The 21,490-nt window shown below is 61.7% G+C and carries 18 protein-coding genes; 6 read left to right on the forward strand and 12 right to left on the reverse strand.

The window, feature by feature from the left end; all coding sequences use genetic code 11:
* The first annotated feature begins 75 nt into the window (after positions 1–75).
* On the forward strand, positions 76–1,206 hold the full coding sequence (locus HX803_RS13865) for a patatin-like phospholipase family protein (RefSeq protein WP_178921320.1): 1,131 nt from the start codon (positions 76–78) through the stop codon (positions 1,204–1,206).
* A gap of 110 nt (positions 1,207–1,316) precedes the next feature.
* Here HX803_RS13865 and HX803_RS13870 read toward each other — a convergent pair whose 3' ends face one another.
* From HX803_RS13870 to puuE, 8 genes are all read right to left on the reverse strand, one after another.
* On the reverse strand, positions 1,317–2,102 hold the full coding sequence (locus HX803_RS13870) for an outer membrane protein OmpK (protein WP_178921322.1): 786 nt from the start codon (positions 2,100–2,102) through the stop codon (positions 1,317–1,319).
* Positions 2,103–2,125: 23 nt separating this feature from the next.
* Positions 2,126–2,494 (reverse strand): hypothetical protein, encoded by a 369-nt coding sequence (locus HX803_RS13875; protein ID WP_178921324.1) that lies wholly within the window; start codon positions 2,492–2,494, stop codon positions 2,126–2,128.
* A gap of 44 nt (positions 2,495–2,538) precedes the next feature.
* The gene (locus HX803_RS13880) at positions 2,539–3,885 is read right to left on the reverse strand and encodes a nucleobase:cation symporter-2 family protein (RefSeq protein ID WP_178921326.1); all 1,347 of its coding nucleotides are present in this window, start codon (positions 3,883–3,885) and stop codon (positions 2,539–2,541) included.
* Positions 3,886–4,027: 142 nt separating this feature from the next.
* The gene (locus HX803_RS13885; protein ID WP_176998059.1) at positions 4,028–5,323 is read right to left on the reverse strand and encodes a urate hydroxylase PuuD; all 1,296 of its coding nucleotides are present in this window, start codon (positions 5,321–5,323) and stop codon (positions 4,028–4,030) included.
* A gap of 51 nt (positions 5,324–5,374) precedes the next feature.
* Positions 5,375–5,878, reverse strand: coding sequence for an ureidoglycolate lyase (locus tag HX803_RS13890; RefSeq protein ID WP_016976354.1), 504 nt, complete (start codon positions 5,876–5,878; stop codon positions 5,375–5,377).
* Between the two features lie 120 nt (positions 5,879–5,998).
* Complete coding sequence (gene alc / locus HX803_RS13895) at positions 5,999–6,994, reverse strand: allantoicase (protein ID WP_178921328.1); 996 nt, start codon at positions 6,992–6,994, stop codon at positions 5,999–6,001.
* A gap of 80 nt (positions 6,995–7,074) precedes the next feature.
* Positions 7,075–7,590 carry a 2-oxo-4-hydroxy-4-carboxy-5-ureidoimidazoline decarboxylase gene (gene uraD / locus HX803_RS13900; RefSeq protein WP_178921331.1) on the reverse strand — a complete coding sequence of 172 codons (516 nt, stop codon included), beginning with the start codon at positions 7,588–7,590 and terminating at the stop codon, positions 7,075–7,077.
* On the reverse strand, positions 7,587–8,513 hold the full coding sequence (gene puuE, locus HX803_RS13905; RefSeq protein ID WP_178921333.1) for an allantoinase PuuE: 927 nt from the start codon (positions 8,511–8,513) through the stop codon (positions 7,587–7,589). Before puuE ends, uraD begins: the two co-directional genes overlap by 4 nt.
* A 429-nt stretch (positions 8,514–8,942) precedes the next feature.
* Between puuE and uraH the strand changes: the two genes are divergently transcribed.
* Both uraH and HX803_RS13915 read left to right on the forward strand, forming a co-directional pair.
* The gene (gene uraH, locus HX803_RS13910; RefSeq protein ID WP_178921335.1) at positions 8,943–9,296 is read left to right on the forward strand and encodes a hydroxyisourate hydrolase; all 354 of its coding nucleotides are present in this window, start codon (positions 8,943–8,945) and stop codon (positions 9,294–9,296) included.
* Positions 9,297–9,440: 144 nt separating this feature from the next.
* Complete coding sequence (locus HX803_RS13915; RefSeq protein ID WP_178921337.1) at positions 9,441–14,603, forward strand: dermonecrotic toxin domain-containing protein; 5,163 nt, start codon at positions 9,441–9,443, stop codon at positions 14,601–14,603.
* Here the strand turns inward: HX803_RS13915 and HX803_RS13920 are convergent.
* From HX803_RS13920 to HX803_RS13930, 3 genes are all read right to left on the reverse strand, one after another.
* Positions 14,542–15,168 carry a LysE family translocator gene (locus HX803_RS13920; protein WP_178921339.1) on the reverse strand — a complete coding sequence of 209 codons (627 nt, stop codon included), beginning with the start codon at positions 15,166–15,168 and terminating at the stop codon, positions 14,542–14,544. The two genes, HX803_RS13915 and HX803_RS13920, sit on opposite strands and share 62 nt — an antisense overlap.
* A gap of 11 nt (positions 15,169–15,179) precedes the next feature.
* A complete protein-coding gene (locus HX803_RS13925) occupies positions 15,180–16,526 on the reverse strand; it encodes an NCS2 family permease (RefSeq protein ID WP_178921341.1) in 1,347 nt (448 codons plus the stop codon).
* A 241-nt stretch (positions 16,527–16,767) separates the two neighbouring features.
* The gene (locus tag HX803_RS13930) at positions 16,768–17,208 is read right to left on the reverse strand and encodes a MarR family winged helix-turn-helix transcriptional regulator (RefSeq protein ID WP_178921343.1); all 441 of its coding nucleotides are present in this window, start codon (positions 17,206–17,208) and stop codon (positions 16,768–16,770) included.
* Positions 17,209–17,289: 81 nt separating this feature from the next.
* Between HX803_RS13930 and HX803_RS13935 the strand changes: the two genes are divergently transcribed.
* Both HX803_RS13935 and HX803_RS13940 read left to right on the forward strand, forming a co-directional pair.
* Positions 17,290–18,456 (forward strand): PLP-dependent aminotransferase family protein, encoded by a 1,167-nt coding sequence (locus HX803_RS13935; RefSeq protein ID WP_178921345.1) that lies wholly within the window; start codon positions 17,290–17,292, stop codon positions 18,454–18,456.
* A gap of 11 nt (positions 18,457–18,467) precedes the next feature.
* Positions 18,468–19,070, forward strand: coding sequence for a glutathione S-transferase family protein (locus HX803_RS13940; RefSeq protein ID WP_178921346.1), 603 nt, complete (start codon positions 18,468–18,470; stop codon positions 19,068–19,070).
* 118 nt (positions 19,071–19,188) lie between these two features.
* Here HX803_RS13940 and HX803_RS13945 read toward each other — a convergent pair whose 3' ends face one another.
* Positions 19,189–20,085, reverse strand: a complete 897-nt coding sequence (locus tag HX803_RS13945) for a LysR family transcriptional regulator (RefSeq protein WP_178921348.1) — start codon at positions 20,083–20,085, stop codon at positions 19,189–19,191.
* A gap of 111 nt (positions 20,086–20,196) precedes the next feature.
* Here HX803_RS13945 and HX803_RS13950 point away from each other — a divergent pair, with 111 nt between their 5' ends.
* Positions 20,197–21,489, forward strand: a complete 1,293-nt coding sequence (locus tag HX803_RS13950; RefSeq protein WP_178921350.1) for a CitMHS family transporter — start codon at positions 20,197–20,199, stop codon at positions 21,487–21,489.
* Position 21,490 lies beyond the last annotated feature (1 nt).

The following is a 21,490-nucleotide window of genomic DNA, read 5'->3' on the forward strand; positions in this document are numbered from 1 at the left end:
AGGACTGCTGCGCAGTCGAACGGGAGCAAGCTCCCTCGCCACACATAACGACCCTTCCCCACATGGAGTGACGCGATGCGCCCAGCTGAACCGGTAACAGGCTTGATTCTTTCCGGTGGCGGGGCGCGGGCGGCGTATCAGGTGGGGGTGTTGGCGGCGATTGCCGAGTTGCTGCCGCCGGGGGCCCCCAACCCTTTTCCGGTGATCGTCGGTACTTCGGCCGGTGCGATCAATGCGGTGAGCCTGGCCAGCGGCGCCATGGACTTCACCGCCGCCATCGGGCGCCTCACGGCGTTCTGGCAAGGCTTTCGCAGCCACCTGGTGTTGCGCAGCGACTGGCCCGGGGTGATCCGCCAGGCGGGTCGCTTTTTTATCCATAGCCTGCTGGGCTTTGGCGCACAGGTGCCCGTGGCGTTGCTCAACAGCACGCCGCTGCGCGATCTGCTCAACGACAAACTGCACCTGCACGGCATCGATGAAGCCATCCGCAATAAGCACCTGCACGCGGTGGCGGTCACGGCGTTCGGCTATGAGTCCGGCCAGGCGGTGACCTTCTACCAGGGCGGCGGCACCATTGACGCCTGGCTGCGTCATCGACGCATCGGCGTACCCACCCAACTGACGGTTGAACACCTGCTGGCCAGCTCGGCGATCCCCTTGCTGTTCGCCCCGGTGAAACTCGACCAGGAGTATTTCGGTGACGGCGCCGTGCGCCAATCGGCGCCGATCAGCCCTGCCTTGCACCTGGGGGCCAGCCGCGTGCTGGTGGTGGGTGTCAGTGGCAACCCGCGTGGCAACGAGCCGGCCACACAACGCACTTTCACCGGCCAGGAGCCGACCCTGGCGCAGATCGGCGGGCACATGCTCAACAGCACGTTCATTGACAGCCTGGAAAGCGATATTGAATTGCTGGAGCGCTTGAACCAGTTCAGCCATGCCGCGCCCGGGTTGGCGGCGGTGGACGTGCTGGTGATTGCGCCGAGCCAGCCGATCGACGAAATCGCGGCACGGCATCGGCAGGAATTGCCGGCGGCACTGCGCCTGTTCCTGCGCGGGCCGGGGGCGACCAAGACGAGCGGGGCGGGGGTGTTGAGCTACCTGCTGTTCGAGGCGGGGTATTGCAGCGAGTTGATCGAGTTGGGGCGACGCGATGCGTTGGCCAAGCGCGAGGAAATTACTCGGTTTCTGGGACTACCCCCAATCTAAATGTGGGAGCGGGCTTGCTCGCGAATGCGGTGTGCCAGTCGACTAATGTGCTGACTGATCCACCGCATTCGCGAGCAAGCCCGCTCCCACAGGGGGGATGCGGTTTTCAGTTAGAAATGGTATTTGACCAGCAGGCTTGCCGTGTCCTGGTTGGTTTCGAACGCACCGGTATCCTGGATCCCGTACTTGTTCTTCCAGTAGTCATACTCGATACCCACGTACAACTGTTTGTCGCCCCAGTGCAGCGCCTTGCCCAAGTCATATTTGATCTGTGGGTTGAAGTGCAGGTTGGCGTGGTAAGTGCCACGGGCGTTCTTGTCGTTGTCCACGACCCAGTCCATGAAGCCGTCGATCAGCACGTTGGAGTTGCCCACGGGAATGGTGTACGACCACACCGGCGTGATCTGCCACACGCCGTCACCCGGGCGATTGCCTTCGGTCTGGCGCTGGTAGAAGTTCAGCTGGAAGTAGTCGAAACCCGGGATGTTCAAGTCAAAGCCAGGGCCGAGCAGGTAGGACTCGTTGTCGCCTTCGCCGAACTCGTAAGTGAAGGCCAGCAGCACGTCCTTGATCGGGCCGAACGACAGGTCCTTATCGAAGATCTTGCCGAACGACAGGCGTGGGCTGAACTCGCCGTAGTAAGTACTGGGGCCGACGTTGCCGTCTTCCTTGCCGTTGTAGAAGATGCGGTCGACGAACAGGAAGTTGTCGCCGTACTTCCATGCGTCGGCATGTTCGAACGTAACGGTCTGCTGGATCTGCGGGTTGACGGTGAAGTTCTTGCCCCACAGGTAAGTCAGGCTGTTGTTCTGCCACTGCAACAAGTCACCGGCCACGGCTTGGCCACCGGCCAGCAGGGATCCCGCCAGCATCAGGCCTTTGAACATAGGTTTCATTCGGTTGCTCCCGAGTTAAAGTTTTATGGTTTTTCTTCTACGCAGGCGCTCTGATGTGGCGCCTTTTGGTTCGCTGCAAAAATCGTCTGTTTGGTCAGCTTTAGTGCTTTTAGCAAGACCTGCGCCAAGGTATTTAAAAAGCCAAAAAATCCCCGTCGGCTGCATGAGATGCAGTCGATCCGGAGGACTTTTTGCGTAGGTTGGCCGCAGACAACAGGCCGGGATAAGTTGGCCTTGCAGTCAGCTTTTACATCTGCTGTTTTTTTTTGAGTCGATTCGAGCGGGCGCGGAGAATACTGGCTCCCAGGCCTGGGCTCAAGTGCGCTGTAACAGAGCGCGTGGGGCGAGAATGGGGCGCGGCTTGTGGCCGGCCCCAGGTGGAGGATGTGCATGCGTGTGTTCCCGTTTCGTTATTGTTTTTGTGCGAACGAAGGAATCAATGCGTGTGGGCAACGGCAGGTCGTTCAGAACCACCGAGAATGTTGAACAGGATATTCAGCGACAACGCGCTGAGCGTGGCCATGGCGATACCACTGTGGGTAATCGGGCTCATCCACAGCGGCAGCTGTGCGAAGAATTCCGGGCGTACCACGGGGATCAGGCCCATGCCGATGCTCACCGCCACCAGCAACTGGTTGCGGCGGTCGGCGATGTCGGCTTCTTGCAGGATCTTGATCCCGGTGGCCGCTACCATGCCGAACATGGCAATCGCCGCGCCGCCCAGCACCGCCGGTGGAATCGACGCGACCAGGTAGGCCGCCTTGGGCAGCAGGCTCAGCACAATAAGGAACACCCCGGCCATGATCGTCACCGAGCGGCAACGCACGCCGGTCATCTGCACCAGGCCGATGTTCTGGGCGAACGAGGAGTGGGTGAAGGTGTTGAAGAAACCGGCGAAGAACGACGCACCGGCATCACACAGCAGGCCACGGCGCAGCATCTTCGGCGTCACGTCCTGGCCGGTGATCTTGCCCAGTGCCAGGAACATCCCGGTGGACTCGACAAAGATGATTACTACCACCAGGCACATCGACAGGATGGGGGCCAGCTCGAACTTGGGCATGCCGAAGTGCAGCGGCGTTACCACTTGCACCCAGGGCGCCATCGCCAGGCCACTGAGGTCGACCATGCCGAGCGCACCGCACAGGGCGTAGCCCAGGCCCATGCCGATCAGCACCGAGATATTCACCCAGAAGCCGCGCATGAAACGGTTGATCAATAGGATGGTGGCCAGTACCAGTGCGGCAATGGCCAGGTAGATCGGCGAGCCGAAGGTGGCGGCCGCGCTGCCGCCACCCGCCCAGTTCACGGCCACTGGAAACAACGACAGGCCGATGGCGGTAATCACCGTACCGGTCACCAACGGTGGAAAGAAGCGCACCACCTTGGACATGAACGGTGCGATCAACATGCCGAAGAACCCGGCGGCGATGGTCGCGCCGAAGATCCCCTGCAGACCGATGCCGGGCATGCCGGCCATGGCGACCATGCTGCCGACGGCGGCGAAACTGGCGCCCATCATCACCGGCATGCGAATGCCCACCGGGCCGATACCGAACGACTGCACCATGGTGGCGATGCCGGCCACGAGCAGGTCGGCGTTGATCAGGAAAGCGATTTCTTCACGGCCGAGGCCTGCGGCCTGGCCAATAATCAGGGGCACGGCGACGGCGCCGCCGTACATCAGCAAGACGTGTTGCAGGCCTACCAGAATCAGTTGCAAGAGGGGCAGCCGCACCATGGCGGGCGCGGCAGGAATCTGCGGTTCGGCTAACTCGGTCATGCAACACCTCGAATCTTTTTTATTGTTGTGTTGTTTGGCAACCGCTGCGCGGTTGATCGCTGGCAAGCCAGCTCCTACAGGTTTGCGAATCCCCTGTAGGAGCCGGCTTGCCGGCGATAGCGGCCGTCAAGCCACCGAAAATCTAATTGGTACGCGCCCCCTGGTTGATCCAGGTGCCAATCAAATCCCGCTCCTGCTGGGTCATCTGGGTGATGTTGCCCAGCGGCATGATCTGGCTGGCCACGGCCTGCGCTTGGATGCGCGCCGCCTGCTGCTGGATCTGCGCCGGGGTGTCGAACATCACCCCGGCCGGCGCGGTGCTGAACAGCGGGCTGGTCGGCTTGGCCGAGTGGCACACGGCGCAGCGTTCCTGGATCACACCGTGCACCTTGTCGAAATCAATCGTGGCCTGGGCTGGGGCAGCGGGGGCTGCCGCCGGTTCGGCAGGTGCGGCGGGTTTCAAGCCACCCCCCAACGCTGTTTCCGGCAACGGTTGGTACTCGATGGCGGCAGGCGCCTTGGCCACATCCGGTGCGGTCGACACCGGTTTCGGGCCGGTCACGTAGGCCAGGCAAATCATCGCCAACGCGCCGACGGGCAGCGTCCACGCATATTTCTGGCTGTCATGACGGGTGTTGAAGTAGTGACGCACCAACACCGCTGCCACGGCGATACCGGCCAGGATCAGCCAGTTGTATTGGCTGCCGTAGGTGCTCGGGAAGTGGTTGCTGATCATGATGAACAGCACCGGCAGGGTGAAGTAGTTGTTGTGACGTGAACGCAGCAAGCCCTTGGCCGGCAGCGCCGGGTCCGGTGTGCGGTTTTCGGCGATCGCCGCCACCAATGCGCGTTGCGCCGGCATGATGATGCGGAACACGTTGCCCACCATGATGGTGCCGATCACCGCACCCACGTGCAGGTAGGCGCCACGGCCGCTGAACACCTTGCTGAAGCCATAGGCCGCCGCAATCAACAGCACGAACAGGATGAAGCCGAGCAGGGCAGGGCGTTTGCCCAGGGCCGAGTCGCACAGGAAGGAGTAGATGAACCAGCCGGCGAACAGCGAGCCGATGCCCAGCAATACGCCTTCAGGCCCACTGAGGCTGCTGCCCGGGGCCAGCAGGTACAGGGTGGGGTTGGAGTAGAACACCACGCACAGCAGCGCGATCCCCGACATCCAGGTGAAATAGGCTTCCCATTTGAACCAGTGCAGGTTGTCCGGCATGGTTGGCGGGGCCAGTTTGTATTTTTCCAGGTGGTAGATACCGCCACCGTGGATTGCCCACAAGTCACCGGCCAGGCCGTCCTTGGGGTTGACGCGATTGAGGTTGTTTTCCAGCCAGACGAAGTAGAAAGAAGCGCCGATCCACGCGACGCCAGTGATCATGTGAACCCAGCGCACGCTCAGGTTCAGCCATTCCAACAGATGTGCTTCCACAGTCTTTACCTCTCGCCTGTCACCCTTGTTGTCGGGTGATCAGACCTTCTCTTATTGGTGGGGGGCGAGGATCAACCGCTCATCCTCTTTGAAAAAATGCTCATCGCAGTTATTGCCTGTGCCACTGCGATCAACCACCAGGAAGTCATCCCGCTTTTCGATCGTCAGCACCGGGTGGTGCCAGACGCCGCGATGGTAATTAATGCCCTGCCTGCCGTTGGTAACGAAGGCGCGGACCAAGCCTGATACAGGTTCATCGCCAAGTGGCGCGACCACGATCAGAAAGGGGTTGCCGAGCAGCGGAATGAAAGCCTGGCTGCCCAGCGGGTGTCGTTCCAGCATGCACACGGTCAGCGGCATGTCCTGCGCGTCTGCGCGGAAGATGCTGATGATCGCGTTGTCCTCAGGCTTGGCGGTTTCCACCGTGGCCAGTTTATGGAAGCGCATGGTCGACCCGTTGTTGATCATGAAGTGATCGCTGCCATCGGTTTCGATAACGTCTCCGAAAGGGGCGAAGGCTTCTTTGGTCAGGGGTTCGATCACGAGTGTGCGCATGGCTGTCTTCTTATCCGAATTTTGTGTTGTTTGATCTGACGCCTTCGCGAGCAAGCCCGCTCCCACAGGGGAATGCATTTCAAATGTGGGAGCGGGCTTGCTCGCGAATGGCATCACCGCTTACTTCGCTACCTTGCCCAAAACGCGCAGGCGGCTCACACCCCCATCCGGGAACACGTTCAGGCGGATGTGGGTGATGGGCCCCAGCGCCTTGATCTGCTCGACGAAGGTGTGTTCAGCGTGCATTTCCAGTTTCTGCGCCGGCAGCAGTTCGCGCCAGAACAGCGATTGGGTTTCGATCTGGCTGTCGGTGCCGCCCTTCACGAAGGCGCCCTGGATCGAGCAGGTGTCCGGGTAGTTGCCCTTGAAGTGCAGGGTGTCGACGATGATTTTCTCGATCTCACCCGGGTGGCCCAGGGCGACGATCACCCAGTCATTGCCCGGCGTGCGACGACGTGCGGTTTCCCAGCCATCGCCCATGTTGATGCCACGGCCCGGGTTGAGGATGTTGCTCATGCGGCCGAAGTGTTCGTCGGAGCAGGCCAGGGCACGGCCGCCGTTCAAGGCGGCGGCCAGGTCGACCTGTTCGTTGTCGCCCACCGAAGACCAATCGCGGAACGGCACGCCGTACACACGCAGACGGGCCACGCCGCCATCCGGGTAGATGTTGAAACGCAGGTGGCTGAACGCCTGGTCGTTGTTGATCTCGTGGAAGTGATGGCTGTTGCCTTGCAACTCGACGGCCGACAGTACTTCTACCCACTGGGTGTTTTCATCAGGGTCGCCCGAGGCAAGGAAGCAGGCTTCCAGGGAGGCCGACGGCGGGAAGTTGCCGGTGAAGAATGAAGTGTCGATGTCCACGCCTTTGATCGAGCCCGGTACGCCCAGGCGGATCACGGCGCTGTCGTAGCCTTCGAAGCGCTTGCGGCGCGATTCCCAGCCGTCCATCCACTTGCCGTTGTCATCGAAAACGCCCTCCTTCCACACGGCCGGGGTCGGCTGGAACAGGCGGTTGGCGTCGGCGAACCAGTCATCGGTCACGGAGAGGATCTTGGTGCCCAGGCGGGCGTCGGCCAGGTTGACGAACTTCTCGAAAGGTACGGGTTGCGCTTTCATTCTTCTTGTCTGCCTTAAATAGAGTGGCTTGGGATGCTCACCAGGCCCTGGGTGCTCATGAACACTCGGGCGAGGGTTGCTTAAAGAGTCAGTAAACGGAACAACGCGATCTTGTTGATCTCGGCCAGTGCGCATTTGAACTCGGTGTCGACCGAGTGGTGGATGCGCGTTTCGAACGCGGCAAGGATCTGATGCCGGTTGCTGCCTTTTACCGCCATGATGAAGGGAAACTTGAACTTGGCCTTGTAGGCATCGTTCAGCTCGGTGAAGCGAGAAAACTCTTCGGCCGTGCATTGGTGAATCCCCGCGCCAGCCTGTTCATCGGTGCTGGCTTGGGTCAGTTGGCCCTGGACGGCGGCTTTGCCGGCCAGGTCCGGGTGAGCGTTGATCAGGGCCAGCTGACTGGTGTGATCGGCGCTCAACAGGATGTCGCTCATGCGTTGGTGCAGGGTTTCGATTTCGTCAATCGAAGGGTCCTGGCCCAGGTCGAAGGCCTTTTCGGCCACCCATGGCGAGTGTTCGTAGATGTCGGCGAAGGCCTGGACGAATGCGTCGCGGCTCAAGGTCGAGGGCTTCAGGGTGTGGAACGCAGTCATTTCGCCGCTCCCGTGTGGGGGTGGGTTTGGTGCCAGTGACGGGCAATGTCCACTCGGCGAGTGAACCAGACCTGCTCGTGACCTTTGACGTATTCAATAAAGCGCTTCAGCGACGCCAGGCGCGCAGGGCGGCCAATCAGGCGGCAATGCAGGCCGATGGAGAGCATCTTCGGTGCCTCGGCGCCTTCAGCGTAGAGCACGTCGAACGCGTCCTTGAGGTACTCGAAGAAGTCGTCGCCCTTGTTGAAGCCCTGCACTTGGGTGAAGCGCATGTCGTTGGTGTCCAGGGTGTAAGGGATCACCAAGTGCGGCTTGCCAGTGGGGGTGTTGGGCTCCCAGTAGGGCAGGTCGTCGTCGTAGGTGTCGCAATCGTAGAGGAAGCCGCCTTCCTCCATCACCAGCCGGCGCGTGTTGGGGCCGGTGCGCCCGGTGTACCAGCCCAGTGGGCGTTCGCCGGTCAGTTCGGTGAGGATGCGGATGGCTTCGAGCATGTGCTCGCGCTCCTGGGCCTCGTCCATGTACTGGTAGTCGATCCAGCGATAGCCGTGGCTGCAGATCTCGTGGCCGGCCTCGACCATCGCGCGGATCACGTCCGGGTGGCGCTGGGCGGCCATGGCCACGGCGAAGATGGTCAGCGGAATGTCGAACTCTTTAAACAGCTTGAGGATGCGCCACACACCGGCACGGCTGCCGTATTCGTACAGCGACTCCATGCTCATGTTGCGCGCGCCTTGCAGCGGCTGGGCCGAGACCATTTCCGACAGGAAGGCTTCGGACTCTTTGTCACCGTGCAAAATGTTGCGTTCGCCGCCTTCTTCATAATTGAGTACGAAAGACAGCGCAATGCGTGCCTTGCCCGGCCAGTGGGGGTGAGGAGGGTTACTGCCGTAACCGATCAGGTCGCGTGGGTAGTCAGCGCTCACTGCAGTCTTCCTTCTTGTTCGTGATCATTCATGTGGCGGCCGGGCAGTGAAATGACTGGGTGGCGTCACAGCGATGAGTGATTGTATACAACTTATTGCCAACTTTGTAAGCCTGCATTTCTGCATTTTTTCTGTCACACCCCACTCAAAGGTACTGCAAGAAACTTGCCTGCCTGGTCAGCTAAACCACAAAATCTTTCTACACAACACCGATTTGTAAGAGCCGGCTTGCCGGCGATCGCCTCCCAAGGGACTATCAGGCACACCACCCCCGTCGGCAACCCGGTTCGAATGGCGATCCGGTAATTTGTTGAATTTATTGTGTACAATTTTTTTAAAAAGTGTCTTAATCAGTCATCGCCGGCTTTTTTGATGCCCCGGAAAAGTGCGGACCTTTCTTCTACTGGCTTAAGGAGGCGCGTAGACGCCATGGGACGTTTGACCACACACGTTTTAGACGCCGCACACGGCTGCCCCGGCAGCGCAATCCAGGTCGAGCTGTACCGCGTCGAAGGCGCGCAGCTGGAACTGGTTGCCACGGCCCTGACCAACAGCGATGGCCGGTGCGACGCCCCCTTGCTGCAAGGTGACGACTACCGCAGCGGTGTCTACCAGCTGCAGTTCGGCGCCGGCGATTACTACCGCGCCCGCGGCGTGCAATTGCCTGAACCGGCTTTCCTGGATGTGGTGGTGCTGCGCTTCGGCATCAACGCCGAACAGGATCACTACCATGTCCCGCTACTGATTTCGCCCTACAGCTACTCCACGTATCGCGGTAGCTAGCGTCACCTCGCTTCACACCCCCAAAGCTCTTCGTTGGATTTTCGCCCGCCCACACTGCGGGCTTTTTTTCGTCTGCCAATTATGTAACGCACCGGCACAGGAGAGAGTGCCTAGGCTCGGCTGTTTCAGCCTTGAAGAGCCGTCATGAGTCCAGACACGCCCGATCCTATCTCGCCCGCCTTCGATTTCGACGATCCCGCCGTGACCCGGGAGCAGCGCCTGGCGGCGATTCGCGCACTGCTGACACAGCGGGTCAATCGTGCGCGCGAACCCAGCCGTACGATCAACCAGATCCATGCCGCCCACGCGCGCTGCATGCACCACGCGAAAGAGCTGGGGCACCTGGCGGGGCGGGCGCCGCGCATTTTGTCCATCATCCGCCATGCCTTGCGCGAAGCGTTCGCCCTGGACCCGGACACCCTGCTCTTCAGCGAACCGCCACCGCCCCAGTCGCCCCTTCACGTCAACAGCTTGACCGATCGGGCGCTGGCCTTGTTCAGCGACCCCGGTGTGCCGATCAACCTGCACCATTTCACTGCCTTGAGCGTGCAAGGCCAGCCTACGTGCGCGCTGGCGTTCAATGCCTGGCAGGCGCTGGAGCGTGTCCGACAGTTGCGGCTGTTGGACCGTATCAATAGCGCCACGGCGGACTACTGGCAGCAACTGGCCCAAGGCACCTGGCTTTCGCGTCGCGAACGCTGGGTCGAATTGCGCAAGGCGTTGTTTGCCGACCAGGCTTTCCTCGCGCATCAGCTGTTCCACCTGTCGGATAACGGTTACGCCATGCTCGGGCAACTGATCGACGCCCCCGACGCAGAGACGCGCCAGCGGGCCGGAGGGGCCTGGGCGACGGTCCAAGTGGCAACAGTCTCATGGCCCCATGCCGAGCACGGGGTGCTGGCGCTTCCGGGTGCCTTGCACATCAGTCGGGCAGGGGCCGTTGATGGGTTGCAGGTCATCTACCTGCCAGGGTTATCGCGCGGGTTTCATGAGTTCAGTTCCGGGGCCCAGATGCAGGCGCAGTTGCCCGATCTCGTGCATCGATCGTTGTTGGGGCAATGGTGGCACTACCTGCCACTGCATCGTCAGGTGCAGGCGCCGATGCCGGTCGGGAGTGCACTCACGCAAGACGCGTTGGCCCACAGTGCGCAGGCCTTGCTGGAGGGCCAATGGAACAATGAATGGGGCTGCGTGCTGTCCCTTCATTACGCTGCGCCGACAGCGCCTGACGATCCGTTGCCGAGTCGATGGCTCGCGCGCCTGCTGCGGACGGTTGAGCAGGGCCGCACGCGCCTGGGCAACGGCCTGCCATTTGAGACGGTCCTGGACACCTTGCTGGAGTGGGATCGCCAGCGTCGCCAGGCAGACATCGTGTTCTCCCGAGTGTCGGGCGACCTTTCGCGCGGTGCCTGTGAGCGTCAGGTGCAGCGTTACGAAAGTGGCATGGAGGCCTTGCTGCAGACGCCCGGTGACGATACGGCCTACCAGGCCTTTGCACGCCGCGAAGCCCAGCGCCAAGCCCAGGCGCAGATCATCGGGCATTCGACCCAGGCTGAGGAGGGGCGTCTGTTCGAGACAGGGTTCTGGCTGGAACGGCTTGATGACACCCACAAGCGCGCCACGCGGGTATTGAATGCCCGGCGCCTGGCGTTGCGGCTGGACGCCCAGCTTGATCACAGCTTTGGAATCATCAAGCAGACCCACCTGGACCGGTTGCTGGAAGTCCTCAGCAAGCCTCTGGCCAGCCAGCGCCTGGGCAGTGACACCTGTGTGCTGCGTATCGCGATGGGCAGCCACCGTTTGCAGGGGGCTTTCGTGGTGACCACCGCCCGCGCAGTGATCGAACCGACCTGGGTGCAACCGGTGATCCTGGTGGTGGCGGGCGGCTTCGGCGGGACTGCGGTGTTCGATCACTTGGAGGCCTTGTCCCAAGCGCTTCGGGCCAGCTTTGCCAGCCGTGACGGCTCGGTGTTGTGGCGGTGCATCGCTCGGGATGAGCGCGCCGCTGCACGTTTGGCCTTCTCCCGACCGACCGTGCCGGACTATCGAATCACTGAAAATGACGTACTTCACGAAGACTTCAAGGCAACGGTTGAACACTATGCGCGGTTGCGCAAACAGCTGGAGGCGGACAGGCGAGTGTTCAGTGAGGTCAGTGACCCGGCCCAGGGCCTGCAATGGCTGGCGATGGAACTGCGCGAGCACCTGCAGGTGCCGGGCAATGATGCGCGGACCCTGGCCCTGGCCAACGTCGACTTTGTTCGTTTTGCCGCCGAGCAGGCGAAAAGCCGACCGGCCTGGCTGGCCACGGCCACCACCGCCCAGCGTCAGGTCTATGGACGTTTGCAGCGGCGCTACCTGTCCAGTGCCCTGGCGCTTGAGGATCGGCTGTGGCAGGTCCTGCCGCCGTTGCACACCTTTGCACGCGAGCGGCTGGTAGCCCAACTGACCCAGGATGGTTTTTACCCGGAGCTGGACGTGGACCAGCCGCTGCTGGAGATGCCGGATGATGTCAGTGCCCAGTTCTGCGGTTGGTCGAGCCAGTGCGTGCCCGGCGAGCGCCAGGTCAAAAAGGTCGCCAGCGCACAGCGCACGCCGTTCAGCCTGCTGGACCTGGCATTGCACAATCTGGACGCCCAGGCGCCGTGGACCGAATGGCGACTCAATCGCGCGCGTTATCTGCAACCTGCGTGGAAACAGCGCCTGACCCCGCGCTACCTGATCAAGACCCTGTCGGCACTGGACCTCGGTGGCCAATACCAGCGCTTGATCCAGCGCGTATTTGCGCCGGGCCCGCGCGCGCTCCCACCAGGGCTCATCGATCGCACCACCTTGCAGCTGGCGCAGATGCAGGTGTATTCGGCGTTGCGCCAGGGGCTTTCGGCAGCCGGTAAAAGCCTGTTCGACACGGCCATGACCACCAGGGGTGCGGATCACGTCAGCCTTGGTTTCTTGCGCTTGCGCGGCCATACGCTCGCCCATGACCGACATATTGCCGGCGTGCTGGTCATCACCGATACCCTGTCCCAGCGTTGCCTGGTGTATTGGCCGGGTGCCATGGGCTACCCGGTGCTCGCCGAATACAGCAGCCAGGCCGAGGCCCTGGCGCATTTGAATCGAGCAGGTGCCAACGCAGACTGTATCAAGGCGTTGGCGCAACGGGTCGCACCTGGCTGGGAAGAGGACGCCTTGGCCACTTATCCCGGGCAACCGGTACCCTTGCGAACGCCCCTGGTACTGTTGATTGCCGTCGGGTCCAGGCCTGTTCATGGCTATGGGATTCTCAGGGTGTACGAAGCGATCCGACGACTGGTGCGCAGCTTTCAGATCAGGCACAAACTGCCGGTTGCCACGCTGTCCGCCATCGAGGCGCAAATCCAGGAGCAGATCGATGCGCAGCCGGGCGCCTGGTTGGCGATCGTGCCCACCTCCCAGCGCGACGCCCTGGCCCTGTTCGCCCACGCGCGCAGGCTTGAGCTTCAGCAGCAGGCCCACGCCAGTGCCAACACCCGTGCGACGCTGGCGCGCTACCGCGAGCTGCGTCTGGGCGAACAGGCGGACGCCACGGTGCGTGGTCTTTTGTCCTTCATTCCGGTGATCGGTACGGTTGTCAGCCTGTATGAACTGTTGCTGGCTGCCGGGCGCTATCACCTCAGCGGCACGCCCGAGGATGCGGTGGACGTGGCGTTTCTGACGCTGATGGCGTTTATCGATGTGCTGACGGCATTTGCCCCCGGCACCCGACCAGGCGGCAGCACCGGACTGCGCAGAGGGCTGCGCCAGCTCCATCGCCGGGGGCGCGGGTTGACTCGGCTGCCGCCAGCCCCGCGCCCCGTCACGTTGCTGGAGCGCTTCAGGAAACCCTTCTCCAGCGACGGCGCCGTGCCCCTGAGTGGGCCGGGCAACAAGGGCGTATACGTTAAAAACGGCGAGCTGTTCATGGCCGATGGCGAACACCATTACCCGATCTATCGGCGCGGGGATGAGCAAGCATGGCGGGTGAAAAGCCCGGGCGGCGAAGCGGAGGGGGAGCTGATGCTGCAGATCCGCGAGGATCGCGACTGGGCGCTGGGCGCGGATGCGCCACCGCCATCCCCACAACCCGGCCCGAGTTCAGCGGTATGGCGGCCTTTTGCAGCGTCGCACACCACAGAGTGGGTGCCGCCGTCATTGGGGGCGCTAGAGCAACGCCTGTCCCAGGTGACCATGGCGCCCAAGACCTTTGAAGCCTGGGCGATCAATACGCCCATGACCTTGACCAACGCTGTCCCTGAACTCGGGATCTTCGACGTGTCCGTGCCGCCCTCGGCGCAGCGTTACAGGGTGCTTCAGTATGACGCTCGCCACTACCGACTGCTGCCTGACGGTTCCCAGGTGTCGCCACGTAAAGTGGTGTTCATCATTCGTGATCGTCCGCTGGAACATGCGGCCTCGTTGGACATTGCCTATTGGCTGGAGGCCGGGACCTTTGATCAACCGATACCGGCCACCTTGGGGGCGGACGGTCGCTGGACGTTCCATCGCCCGTTGTTCAGCGAGTCGTTACGGGTGTCGCTGGCGCGGGGCTTTCCGGGCATGACCGCCAACAGTCGCACGTTCCTGATCGACCGCCTGCTGGAGTTGTCTGACCCCAGCAGGCGCCTGACCGCTACCCATCTGCTGCGCCTGAAGGCGACCCTGGAGCGGTGGGGGGTGCCCAGCACTGCCGGGCAAACCGATGATCTGCTCAAGTTGTTGCGGCCCCTGCACAGTGCCAGCAGTACCAGTGTCTATATTGGCCGCGAATCGACCACACCGGGGTTTGACCGGTTGGACTTCATTCTGCGGCAACCGCCGCCACTTGATCTGCGAGCGCCCACCCAGCACAACCTGCTCGAGCGGTCCCATATGATGCAGCATGCCGTCAGGGATATCCTCGAACAACAGGGGTTCAGCGTACTTAGCGTCGAAAAGAAAGCCGGCTCTGGCGCGACCGTGGATTTCAGCTGTACCCATCCACAGTCCAACAACCTGTATTTCGTGCTCACACGCTGGGCCAATACCGCCAGCTTCAAGTTGTATGCGGCGCGTGCCATGCAACTGACTGACGAGTGGTTCAACTACCGCGCCGCCACAGCGAGCTTTGCCACGGCGTTCGCGCCCATCAAGCAAGCGATGGACGAAGGGCGCCTGGTGAGGATCATCGCAGGCATCCAATGGACACCCACGACAGCCCCGACGGTGTTCTTCGTGCGGTTCGGCAGCCTCAGGCCCGCGCCAAGGCCGCACCGCCGGCGCCAGCAAACAAGGCCGCGCTCACGCGATTGAACCAGCCCTGGCCCTTGCCGCTGCGCAAGTAACGCGCAGCGCCGTGGGCGCTGAGTCCGTAGAACACCTTGCACAGCAGGTCCAGTACGGTCCAGGTGGCGATCATGATCAGCAATTGCGGGATGAAGGCCTGCTCACTGTGGAGGAACTGCGGCAGGAATGCGGCGAAGAACAGGATGTCCTTAGGGTTGCTGGCGCCGAGTACGAAAGCCCGGCCAAACAGCGCACGAAAGCGTGGAATCGGCGCGCTGTAGGGCACTTCTGCGGCCTTGGCCGGTTGCCGCGATTGCTGCCAGCTCTGCCAGGCGAGGTAGAACAGGTACACCGCGCCGACGATCTTCAGGGCGCTGAACAACTGTTCCGATGCCAGCAGCAGCGCACCAAGGCCCAGTGCCGAAGCACTGAGCAGGAGGATCGAGGCCGATACCCCACCGAGAAACGCTGGATACGAACGGCGCAGGCCGTAGTTGAGACTGTTGCTGATCATCAACAGTGACAGTGGCCCGGGTATCAGGATCACCACCCATGCTGCGCCGCTGAACAGTAGCCAGGTTTCCAGGTTCATCCGTTGCTCCTTTATAGAAATATGAATTTGGCGATAAAGATCGCGCACAGCACCCACAGGCTCGCGGAGATTTCACGGTACTTGCCGGTGCCGGCCTTGAGCGCCACATAGGTGATGAAACCCAGGGCGATCCCGTCGGCCACCGAGAAGGTCAGCGGCATCATGATCGCAGTGACAATCGCCGGGATGCTGTCGGTGGCTTCATCCCAGTTGATGTGCGCCATGCTTGCCATCATCAGCATTGCCACGTAGATCAGCGCACCTGCCGTGGCGTAGGCCGGGATCATGCCGGCCAGCGGGGCGAAAAACATCGCCGCCACAAACAGCACACCCACGGTTACCGCCGTGAGTCCGGTACGACCACCGGCTGCCACACCGGCAGCACTTTCCACGTAGCTGGTCACGGGCGGCACGCCGACCATGGCACCGAATACGCTGGAGGCGCTGTCGGCCTTCAAGGCGCGGGACAGGTTATCGATGCGCCCATCGGCGTTCACCAGGCCGGCGCGCTGCGCGACGCCCATCAGTGTACCTGCAGTGTCGAACATGTGTACAAAAAGAAAGGCAAATACCACGCTGATCATGCTGATATTGAATACACCTTTCACATCCATGGCCATCCAGGTCGGTGCCAGGCTCGGTGGGGTGGAGATCATGCCGTTGTAATGCACCAGGCCCAGGCCCCAGCCCGCGAAGGTGACGGCGATGATGCTGATCAGGATCGCGCCGAACACACGGTGATAGCTGAGGATGGCGATCAGCAGGAAGCACACGGCTGCCAGTAACGGTGCGGGCTCATGCAGCGAACCGAGCTTGATCAGGGTGGCTGGGCTGTCGACGATGATGCCGGCGGTCTTCAAGCCGATTACACCGAGGAACAGGCCGACACCGGCGCCCATGGCGTGGCGCAGGCTGACCGGAATGCTGTTGAGCAGCCATTCGCGCACGCGGGACAGGGTGAGGCCCATGAACAGCACGCCGGAGATAAACACCGCACCCAGCGCGGTTTCCCAGTGGTAGCCCATGGTGCCGACCACGGTGTAGGTGAAGAACGCGTTCAGGCCCATGCCGGGCGCCAGGCCCACGGGCCAGTTGGCGTACAGGCCCATCAGCAGGCAGCCCAGCGCGGCGGCGATGCAGGTGGCGACGAACGCCGCGCCGTGATCAATGCCGGCGTCGGCCATGATGTTGGGGTTGACGAAGATGATGTAGGCCATGGTGATGAAGGTGGTGAGGCCGGCGATCAGCTCGGTCTTCACTGTGGTGCCATGCACGCTGAGCTTGAACAGGCGTTCTAGCCAGCTGTTGTTGGGCGGGGCGATGTCCAGCGTCGGGGCTTCGGATTTGCGGCTTTCCACAGCGAGTACTCCTCAAGAGTTTTATTGTTATTTCCAGCGCCGGTCACAAAGGTGGGCAACAGCGCTTTGAGGTGCTGGCAAGTTTGTTGACCAATAGGTCAAGAACTCACTCGATGTGGATTATGCTTTTGTATACAAATAAAGCAAATAATGTTTTCAGTACGACAGATGAATGGCTCCTGTAGGAGCCGGCTTGCCGGCGAAAAACGCTTAGGCGCCTGGTTAATCAGGCATGCGACCGTTACACATTACGGGTAGCACACAGCGCTTGGTTGACCGCCAGCCAGCCACTGACGGCCTCTTCCCCGGCTTCGCCGAAGGCCCGCTGCAACAGCTTCACCTGCTCACGCCGCAGCGACTGCTCCAGTCGTACGCCTTCCTCACTCAATTGCAGCAGGCGTTTGCGCTTGTCAGTCTCGGACGCGACGCTGTCCACCAGGTGCATTTCCTGCAATTGGCGCAGCGGGATGTTCAGCGCCTGCTTGCTCACGCCGAGCAGTTCCAGCAACTCCTTCACGCTTAAGGCCGGGTAACGCGCAATAAAAAACACGATGCGCTGGTGCACCCGGCTCAGGCCACGGCGCTCAAGCATTTCATCGGCCTTGGCGGTAAAGGCCTGGTAGCCGAAGAAGAAGGCTTCCATGGCTTCTTGCTGGCTGGCGGGATTTTTAAGGTCAAGCATATTGACGTATCCGTTGAAGTCGTCGTAATTTCGGTCAACCAGTTTGACGTATTTCCCACAGGCTTCGCTAGCGGTGACCTTATGGCCTTCTCAGAACGTGTTACGCGCCTCAAAAGCTCCTTGATCCGTGAAATCCTCGCGGCTGCCCAGCGTCCGGAAGTGATGTCGTTTGCCGGCGGCCTGCCGGCCGAAGCGATGTTGCCGGCATTGAACTGGGACGCCATGCCCTTGACCATCGGCCAATACGGCATGAGCGAAGGCGAGCCGCAACTGCGCGAATTGCTCGCCGCCGAGGCCCGCGCCCTGGGCGTGCCGTGCCAGGCCAGCCAGGTGCTGGTGGTCAGTGGCTCCCAGCAAACCCTCGACCTGGCGGCCAAGCTGTACATCGACAAGGGCACGCCGATCCTGCTGGAAGGCCCGACCTACCTGGCCGCGCTGCAAATCTTCCAGCTGTTCGGCGCCGACTGCCTCACCGTGCCGTTGGAAGCCGATGGCCCCGACCTGGCGGCCTTGCGTGCCAGGCTTGAGCGCCACCGCCCGGCGTTCATCTACCTGATCCCGACCTTCCAGAACCCTTCGGCCGTGCGTTACAGCGAGGCCAAGCGCGCGGCGGTCGCAGCCTTGCTCGATGAATTTGGCGTGACGCTGATCGAAGACGAGCCTTACCGCGAGCTGACCTTCGACGGCGGCAGCGCCAAACCCATCGCCGGGCGCCTGAAAAAAGCCAGCTGGATCTACACCGGCACAGTGTCCAAGACCTTGCTGCCGGGCCTGCGTGTCGGCTATTTGATCGCCAGCCCGGACCTGTTTCCGCACCTGCTCAAGCTCAAGCAGTCGGCGGATCTGCACACCAATCGCGTCGGGCAATGGCAGGCAATGCAGTGGATCGGCAGCGAAAAATACCAGCAGCATCGGGTGGAACTGCGCAGCTTTTACCGTGAACGCCGCGATGCATTCCAGGCTGCGCTGGAGCGTCATTTTGCGGACCTGGCCGACTGGCAAGTGCCCCAGGGCGGATTATTCTTCTGGCTGACCTTGAAACAGCCGCTGGATACCCGCACTTTGTTGGCTCCATCGCTCGATCAGGACGTCGCGTTCATGCCCGGTGAACCGTTCTTTTCCGAGCCGGACCAGCACCATGGTTCGCTGCGACTCAATTTCAGTCATATCGACCCGGCCCGTTTGGACGAAGGTCTCAAGCGTTTGGCCGCAGTGGTCCGTCAAGCACAGCACGCGCAAGCGGCATAAGGGGAAGGTCCATGTACAAGGTTTATGGCGATTACAAGTCGGGCAACTGCTACAAGGTCAAATTGATGCTCAACTTGCTGGGCATCCCGTATCAATGGATCGATGTCGATATTCTCAAGGGCGACACCCAGACCCCTGAATTCCTGGCCAAGAACCCCAACGGCAAGATCCCGGTGCTGGAGCTGGAAGACGGCACCTGCCTGTGGGAATCCAACGCGATCCTCAACTTCCTGGCTGATGGCAGCGAGTTCCTGCCCAGCGAGCCACGCCTGCGCACCCAGGTGCTGCAATGGCAGTTCTTCGAGCAGTACAGCCATGAGCCGTATATCGCAGTGGCGCGCTTCATTCAGTTTTACCTGGGACTGCCAGAAGATCGCCTCGAGGAATACAAGAAGCTGCACAAAGGCGGCTACAAGGCGCTGAAAGTCATGGAGCGCCAGCTGCAACTGACGCCGTACCTGGTGGGTGAGCAGTTCTCCATTGCCGACGTGGCCTTGTATGCCTACACCCACGTGGCCCACGAGGGTGGTTTTGACCTGGACGCCTACCCGGGCGTGCAGGCGTGGCTGGCTCGCGTTGCCAACCATCCAAAACACGTCGCGATGCTGGACTGATAATACGGTTCAGATGTGGGAACTGGCTTGCCTGCGATGCGGGCAACTCGGTCTGTCAGTTGTACCGAGGTGATGCCATCGCGGGCAAGCCCGGCTCCCACACAAGCCTGCTCTAATTTTAGCGCTGCGGTTTATCAGATAATTGCTCGTTCAGCAGGTCAAAGCACCGCTGCGCGGCAGGGCTCAAGCCCATCCCGCTGCGCGTGATCAACCCGATTTCCCGGTTCACGCCGGGGTGATCGATGGGGATGCGCTTCAACCCCTCCAGACTGTCCGCCGCCGATTCCGGCAGCACACTGATCCCCAATCCCTGACGCACCAGTGCCAATACTGTCGACATGTAGTTGGCTTCCATGCCCGCGTTCAGCGTCAGTCGCGTCTCATCGAACAACCCATCCACTTGCTCACGCACGCTGCTGTCGCGCCCGGTCAGGATGATCGGCTGGTCTGCCAGTTGCTCAAGGGTCAGTTGGCGGTGACGAGTGAGGGGGTGGCTCACCGGTACAAACGCACACAGGCGATCATTGAGCACCGGCACGAACCCCAGCCCGTGGCTGAGCCGCGCCCGCACGCCAATACCAAAATCCACTTCGCCGGAACGTACTTGGGCGTGAATGCGGTGGGCTACCAGGTCATGCAGGCGCACTTCGATCCCGGCAAAACGCTCGCGGAACAGGCGCAGCACGGGCGGCAAGGTGCCGGCGCATACCGAGGGCAGGGCGGCAATGGTGACCACGCCCCGGCGCAAGGCCGCCAGGTCGCGGGAGCCGGTGACGATGTTGTCCAGGTCCAGCAGCAGTTTTTCCATGGGCCCACGGGCGTCCTGGCCGGCCGCAGTGAGGCTGACATGCCGCGGGCTGCGGTCGAGCAGGGCGACACCGAGCCAGTCTTCCAGCTGTTGCACCTGCACAGTCAATGCCGAAGGTGACAGGTGCAGTTCGTTGGCCGCCTTGGTGAAACTGCCCGTACGGGCCACGGCAAGAAACGCTTGAATGTGTTGGATGCTGTTCTTCATTTTGTTTTTCCGAACACTGACCGGTGAATATTCCAATTTACAAAGACTAACCCGCTTCCAATACTCCAGGGAAAACAATAACCGGCCACCAAGGCCGCTCTGGAGTAACCCATGCTCGCAACCCTGGGTGTCATCACCATCCTGTGCCTGCTCGCTGCCGTCATGAGCAAACGCCTCTCGCCCCTGGTAGCCCTGATCGCCTTGCCGATCATCGCTGCGCTGCTCGGCGGTTTCGGCCTGCAAACCAGCGCCTTTATCATCACCGGCATCAAGAACGTCGCCCCCGTGGTGGGCATGTTTGTGTTTGCCATCCTGTTTTTCGGGATCATGACCGACGCCGGCATGCTTGACCCCATCATTGATCGCATCCTGCGCACGGTAGGGACGCGTCCTACGCGCATTGTTGTAGGCACCGCCACCCTGGCGTTGCTGGTGCACCTGGACGGTTCCGGCGCAGTGACCTTCCTGGTCACGGTGCCGGCGATGTTGCCGCTGTATACGCGGCTGGGCATCGACAAACGCATCCTCGCCTGTGTGTGTGCGATGGCGGCCGGGGTCAACTTCCTGCCATGGACCGGCCCCGTCCTGCGCTCCTCGGCGGCCCTGCATGTGCCGGTGGCTGACCTGTTCCAGCCGTTGATTCCGGTGCAGATCGTCGGTTTGATCTTTGTGTTCGCCTGCGCCTGGTGGCTGGGGCGCCGTGAGGAAAAACGCCTGGGCCTGGGCGCCGGTTCCTCGGTGGGTGCGGTGCCGCAACGGGTGCTCAGCGACGATGACATCAAGCTGCGTCGCCCGCGTCTGTTCTGGGTCAACCTGGTACTGACCGTGCTGGTGATGGTGGTGATGATCGCCGGCTGGGTCGATCCGGTGGTGATGTTCATGCTCGGCACCGTGGTCGCGCTGTGCATCAACTACCCGAACGTGGACGCCCAGCGTGCACGCATTGACGCCCATGCGAAAACCGCCCTGACCATGGCCAGCATCCTGCTCGCCGCCGGCGTGTTCACCGGCATCATGCAAGGCACCGGCATGCTCAAGGCGATTGCCGAAGTGGCGGTGGCGCAGATCCCGGCCGGCCATGGCCAGTTGATCCCGGCAGTGGTGGGCTTTATTTCCATGCCGCTGAGCATGCTGTTCGACCCCGATTCCTACTATTTTGGCGTGATGCCGGTGATCGCCGAAGTGGGCAAGGCCCTGGGCGTCGACCCGCTGCAAGTGGCCCAGGCCTCGTTGCTGGGCGTGCACACCACCGGTTTCCCGGTCAGCCCGCTGACCCCCGCAACCTTCCTGTTGGTGGGCCTGTGCAAGATCGAATTGGCCGATCACCAGCGCTTCACCATTCCGTTTCTGTTTGCCGCGTCGGTGTTGATGACCCTGACCGCGTTGCTCCTGGGAGTGATTTGAG

Source organism: Pseudomonas sp. P7548 (genome assembly GCF_013386585.1).
In the GTDB taxonomy this organism is placed as follows: domain Bacteria; phylum Pseudomonadota; class Gammaproteobacteria; order Pseudomonadales; family Pseudomonadaceae; genus Aquipseudomonas.